This is a genomic window from Rhizobacter sp. P1_G5, from assembly GCF_056405435.1.
On sequence record NZ_JBFUCB010000423.1, the window covers coordinates 1 to 5,435 of the forward strand.

Consider the following 5,435-nt stretch of genomic DNA (forward strand, 5'->3'; position numbering starts at 1 on the left):
CCTCGCGACCATGCTCAACGCGCGGCAACTGGACCTGGCCGTGCTGTTCGAGACCGATGGCGCCCGGCGCTGGAGCGTGCTGCCGCTGCTCGAGGAGCGGCTGTTCGTGATAGGCCGGCGTGACCTGCCGGGCATGCCGACCGGCCGCAGCGTGCGCATCGCGCGGCTGGCCAGTCTGCCGCTGGTTCTGCCCAGCGGCACGCACGGGCTGCGCGCGATCCTCGATGCCGCTTTCGCACGCGAGCGTTGTGTGCCCCACGTCGTGCTCGAGATCGACGGCCTGGCGGTGCTGATGGACGCGGTGCGGGCCGGACTGGCGGCGACCATCCAGCCCGGCGCCGCGACGGTGCGCCTGCCGGCCGACGAAATGGCGCGCATCGAACTGGCGGAGCGCAGCGCGCGGCGGCGCAACCTGTTGGCCAGCCTCTCCGACGACGAGCTGTCGCCGGCCGCGCTGGCAGCACGCGTGGTGCTTCGCAGGGTGGCCGCCGGGCTGGTCGCGCAGCAGCGCTGGCCCGGCGCGACCCTTCACGAACCCTGAACACCACTTGCCCTGGAGCCGTCTACCGTCCCGACGCGAGCGTCCCTACAGTGCGTCTCCATGCGAAGAGGAGACGATCAGATGCTCGACGTGCTGGTGATCGGCGGCGGGAATGCTGCGTTGTGTGCTGCACTGATGGCACGCGAGGCTGGCGCGTCGGTGATGCTGGTTGAGGCCGCGCCACGCGAATGGCGCGGTGGCAATTCGCAGCACACGCGCAATCTGCGCTGCATGCACGACGCGCCGCAGGACGTGCTGGTCGATGCCTACCCCGAAGAGGAGTATTGGCAAGACCTGCTGAAGGTGACCGGCGGTATCACCAACGAAGCACTTGCGCGCCTGACAATCCGCGCTTCGTCGAACTGCCGCGATTGGATGCGCAAGCACGGCGTGCACTTCCAGCCGCCGCTGTCGGGAGCCCTGCACGTGGCACGCACAAACGCATTCTTCATGGGCGGTGGCAAGGCGCTGGTCAACGCCTACTTTCGCAGTGCCGAGAAACTGGGCGTGCAGATCCGCTATGACACGCCGGTGGTGTCGGTCGAACTCGACGGAGATCGCTTCGTCGCCGCCTGCACTGCCAGCGGCGAGCGCATCGAGGCCAGAAGCTGTGTGCTGGCTGCCGGTGGCTTCGAATCCAACCGCGATTGGCTGCGCGAGGCCTGGGGCCGGAACGGGCGCGGCGAGTGGCCCTCCGACAACTTCCTGATCCGCGGCACGCGATTCAACCAAGGCGTGCTGCTCAAATCCATGATGGAGGCCGGCGCCGATTCGATTGGCGATCCGACGCAGGCGCACATGGTGGCGATCGACGCGCGCGCGCCGCTGTACGACGGCGGCATCTGCACGCGGATCGACTGTGTCTCGCTCGGCGTCGTCGTCAATCGCGAAGCGCAGCGCTTCTACGACGAGGGCGAGGACTTCTGGCCCAAGCGCTATGCGATCTGGGGCCGTCTCGTGGCACAGCAACCCGGCCAGATCGGCTACTCGATCATCGACCAGAAGGCGATCGGCCGCTTCATGCCCCCGGTCTTTGCCGGTGTCACGGCGAACACGCTGGCGGAACTGGCCAGCAGGCTGGGTCTGCCCGAGCGGGCTTTCGTGCACACCGTGGAGGCATACAACGCCGCCTGCCGTCCCGGCAGTTTCGACCATACGGCACTGGACGACTGCCGTACCGAGGGGCTGACACCCGCCAAGACCCATTGGGCACGGCCGATCGATACGCCACCCTATTGCGGCTACGCGCTCAAGCCCGGCGTCACCTTCACCTACCTGGGCCTCAAGGTCAACGACAAGTCCGCCGTGCACTTCGGTGGCCGCCCCAGCCCCAATCTGTTCGTCGCCGGCGAAATGATGGCCGGCAACGTGCTCGGTCAGGGCTACACGGCAGGGGTCGGCATGTCGATCGGCACCGCATTCGGCCGCATCGCCGGCACGCAGGCGGCCTTGGCTGCACGCAAGGAGTTCGAACATGCAGCAGCTTGAATCATTGGCCCGCGAAGCGGTGGCGCTTGCCGCCGGCAGCCGCACGGTCATACCGATCCTCAGCGCCCGTGAGGCTGAGGTCGGCCGCCAGATGCAGATCTGCAATGCCTGCCGCTACTGCGAGGGCTTTTGCGCGGTGTTCCCGGCGATGACGCGGCGGCTGGAGTTCGGCAAGGCCGACATCCACTTCCTGGCCAACCTGTGCCACAACTGCGGCGCCTGCCTGCATGCGTGCCAGTACGCGCCGCCGCACGAGTTTGCTGTGAACGTGCCGCAGGCGATGGCCCGGGTGCGTGGCCAGACCTATGTCGACTACGCGTGGCCACCGGCCCTGGGCGCGCTGTACCAGCGCAACGGCCTGACGCTGTCGCTGGCATTGGCCACGGGCCTGGCACTGTTCCTGATCCTGGCCGTGGCCGTCAACGGCACGTTGTGGGGCGGGCAGCCCGGCGGCAACTTCTACAACCTGTTCCCTCACAACCTTCTGGTCGGCTTGTTCGCGCCGGTGTTCCTGTTCGCAACCCTGGCCTTGGCGATGGGGGTGCGCGGCTTCTGGCGAGACGTCACGCCTGCCACCAGCGGCGCATCCTTGAGCGGACGCGCGGCTGCGGAGGCCACGGACGCGGTGCTGCGCCTGAAGTACCTCGACGGTGGCCATGGTATGGGCTGCAACAACGACGACGACGCCTTCACCCTCGCGCGCCGGCGCTTCCACCACTTCACTTTCTATGGCTTCCTGCTGTGCTTTGCGGCGACCAGCGTGGCGACGATCTACCACTACGCGTTCGGCTGGACGGCGCCCTACGAACTGCCCGGCCTGCCCAAGCTGCTCGGCGTGGTCGGCGGTGTGAGCCTGATGATCGGCACGGCAGGGCTGTGGCACCTGAACCGCCGGCGCCATCCCTTGCATGGCGACGCCGTACAAAGACCGATGGACCTGGGATTCATTGCCTTGTTGTTCCTCACCAGCGCCAGCGGACTGGCACTCTGGCTGGGCCGCGGCACGCCCGCCCTGGCCGTGCTGCTGTGCCTGCACCTTGGCGCGGTGATGGCCTTGTTCGCCACGCTGCCCTACGGCAAGTTCGGGCACGGCATTTTCCGCAGCGCGGCCCTGTTGCGGCATGCGATCGAAAAGCGCCAGCCCAACTCGATCGGTCTGGCGGCCGACTGAAGACCACTCACAACACTCTTTCCGGAGATCCGCGATGAACAAATCCCACCTGCTGCACGCCACGGCGCAAGCTTTCGCTGCGCTGTTGCTGAGCGGCCCCAGCCGTGCACAGGACTTCCCACCCAAGAAGCCGGTCACGCTGGTCGTGGGTTTTGCCGCCGGCGGCGCGGCCGATGCAGCGGCCCGCCTGATCGCCAAGAAGCTGGGCGAGAACATCGGCCAAACCGTTGTCGTCGACAACAGGGCCGGCGCCGGCGGCAACATCGCGCACCAGCAGGTGGCCAACGGTCCGGCCGACGGCACGATGCTGCTGTTCGGCTCGGTCGGCCCGCTGACCATCGCTCCGCACGTGATGAAGGTCAGCTACGACCCGTTCAAGGATCTGGCGCCGGTGTCGGGTGGCGTCAACTTCCCCAACGTGCTGGTGGTCCACAAAGGCGTGGGCGTGAAGACGCTGGCCGAGTTCGTGACCTTGGCGAAGAAGAAGCCGGGTGGCTTGGACTACGCCTCCACCGGCGCGGGATCGGCATCTCACCTGGCGGGCGAACTCTTCAGCCAGCGCGCCGGAATCGAGATGACCCACGTGCCCTACAAGGGCGGCGCGCCGGCCCTGCAGGACCTGCTGGGYGGACGCATCGCATCCTATTTCTCGGCGCCGCCCACTGCGCTGCCGCACGTGGAGGCCGGAAATCTCGTCCCGCTGGCCACCACGGGTCCGACGCGTCCGGCCTACATGCCCAACATCCCGACGGTCGCGGAGTCCGGCTACCCCGGCTTCGAGGCACTGAACTGGTATGCCTTCGTGGCACCGGGCAAGACGCCCACGCCGATTCTGGATCGCTGGAACGTCGAGATCGTGAAGGTGCTCAACGACCCGAGCGTGAAAGACGCGCTGGATAAGCACGGGCTGACCCCGCAGCCCACGACGCGCGCCGAGTTGACGGCCTTCATGAAGAAAGAAGACGCGAAGTGGAGCACCGTCGTGCGGGAACGCAAGATCACGGCCAACTGAAGCGGACCTGAGGGCCTGGTCTGATCAATCACAGCTTCCATGACGACCGCAAGGTCAGCGATGCCGACCACAGTTTCCGAATCGATCTGCTCGCCCGCCACCTGGCCGCGCAAGCCCTTTGCACGCACTCGGGCCGAACATGAACCGCCGCACGGGCGCAGAACACGCACCAACTCAGCTGCCTGTATTGGCATCACCCCTGGCGCAGCTGAATGCCGACACACCCCGGATGTCCGCTCGAGCGGGTGGACGCGCACCCCTTAGGGGTCGGTAGTGCCGCTTCACCGTCCGCTGTCCGGCCCAGCCGCAACAGGCAGTAATGAGCCGGTACTTGCCGTCAGCGACGGGCCGCTGCTGTAGATGGTGGCCGACAGCAACGGGTCGACTGTGTGAGTTCCCGGGCGCGCAGAGCGGACGTCCCGCCGCGCCAGGTCGAGGCGCAGACGAACCGCTTTCCATCCAGCGTTGCCGAGGGCGCCTCTCAGTGTCAGCAGTGCCGCGGTGAGCGGACATTCGAAGTCTCCCGCTGACCGGCCGCAACCGCTGCAAGGCGGTCAGTCAGCAACGGTACGTGTGACGGTATTCGTAGTGAGGCACGGCCTTTATCTCGTCTGTACAGAGGGAGGCACCATGCCGATTGATCATCCAGTGGGAGTGGTTCGCGGCTGACGGACGTGTTCCTCAACTGTCTTTCGGCGCTACGGCGCTGAAGGCATGTCCTCGGAAGCTGACGCTGCCCCCAGGCTGCGGCGCAGGCGCTGGAACTCCGCCGAGCCGCGCAATGCGGCCCGCCCCGCCTCCTGCAGCCGCTCCACGTCCTGCGGCGCGATCGTGAAGGCCGTCGGTACTTGCAGCACGCTGCGTCGCAACGCCGGGTCGTCGATGTCACGCAGGCTGATGCTGATCACGTTGATCTGCGCATCGGCCGCGAACGGGCTCCCCTGTACGCCGCGCTGAGCGTGAAGCTCGCGACTCCAGCGCTGCACGTCTTCATCGAGCATCGCCAGCGTCACCTGCGTCTCGCGGGCGCCGGCACCGAACAGCAGCGCATCCATCACCTGGCCGGTGCTCGGCACCCGGTCGCTGCGGTCGATGCGTTCGGCCAGGTCGCGCTCCGAGTTCACGGCGATCAGCAGCAGTTGGCGGATCGACCCGGGAGCAGCACCGCGGAAGGTCGCCTGGAACGAACCACCGGCCACCACCTGGTCGATCAAGGACCGCAC

General features: G+C 67.2%; 4 protein-coding genes and 1 pseudogene. 4 read left to right on the forward strand and 1 reads right to left on the reverse strand.

What is annotated here, in order from left to right:
• The 4 genes from AC1D12_RS23505 to AC1D12_RS23520 form a co-directional block, all read left to right on the forward strand.
• Window positions 1–541, forward strand: a 541-nt coding sequence (locus AC1D12_RS23505; RefSeq protein ID WP_477843202.1) for a LysR substrate-binding domain-containing protein, incomplete at its 5' end; no start/stop codon positions are given.
• Window positions 542–622: 81 nt separating this feature from the next.
• Window positions 623–2,029 (forward strand): FAD-dependent tricarballylate dehydrogenase TcuA, encoded by a 1,407-nt coding sequence (gene tcuA, locus AC1D12_RS23510; protein WP_477843204.1) that lies wholly within the window; start codon window positions 623–625, stop codon window positions 2,027–2,029.
• Entirely contained in the window at window positions 2,016–3,200 is a 1,185-nt protein-coding gene (gene tcuB, locus AC1D12_RS23515) for a tricarballylate utilization 4Fe-4S protein TcuB (protein ID WP_477843206.1), read from the forward strand. Before tcuA ends, tcuB begins: the two co-directional genes overlap by 14 nt.
• Window positions 3,201–3,234: 34 nt before the next feature.
• Entirely contained in the window at window positions 3,235–4,212 is a 978-nt protein-coding gene (locus AC1D12_RS23520) for a Bug family tripartite tricarboxylate transporter substrate binding protein (protein ID WP_477843208.1), read from the forward strand.
• Window positions 4,213–4,910: 698 nt separating this feature from the next.
• Here the strand turns inward: AC1D12_RS23520 and AC1D12_RS23525 are convergent.
• Window positions 4,911–5,435: pseudogene (locus AC1D12_RS23525) on the reverse strand (patatin-like phospholipase family protein); the annotation flags it as partial.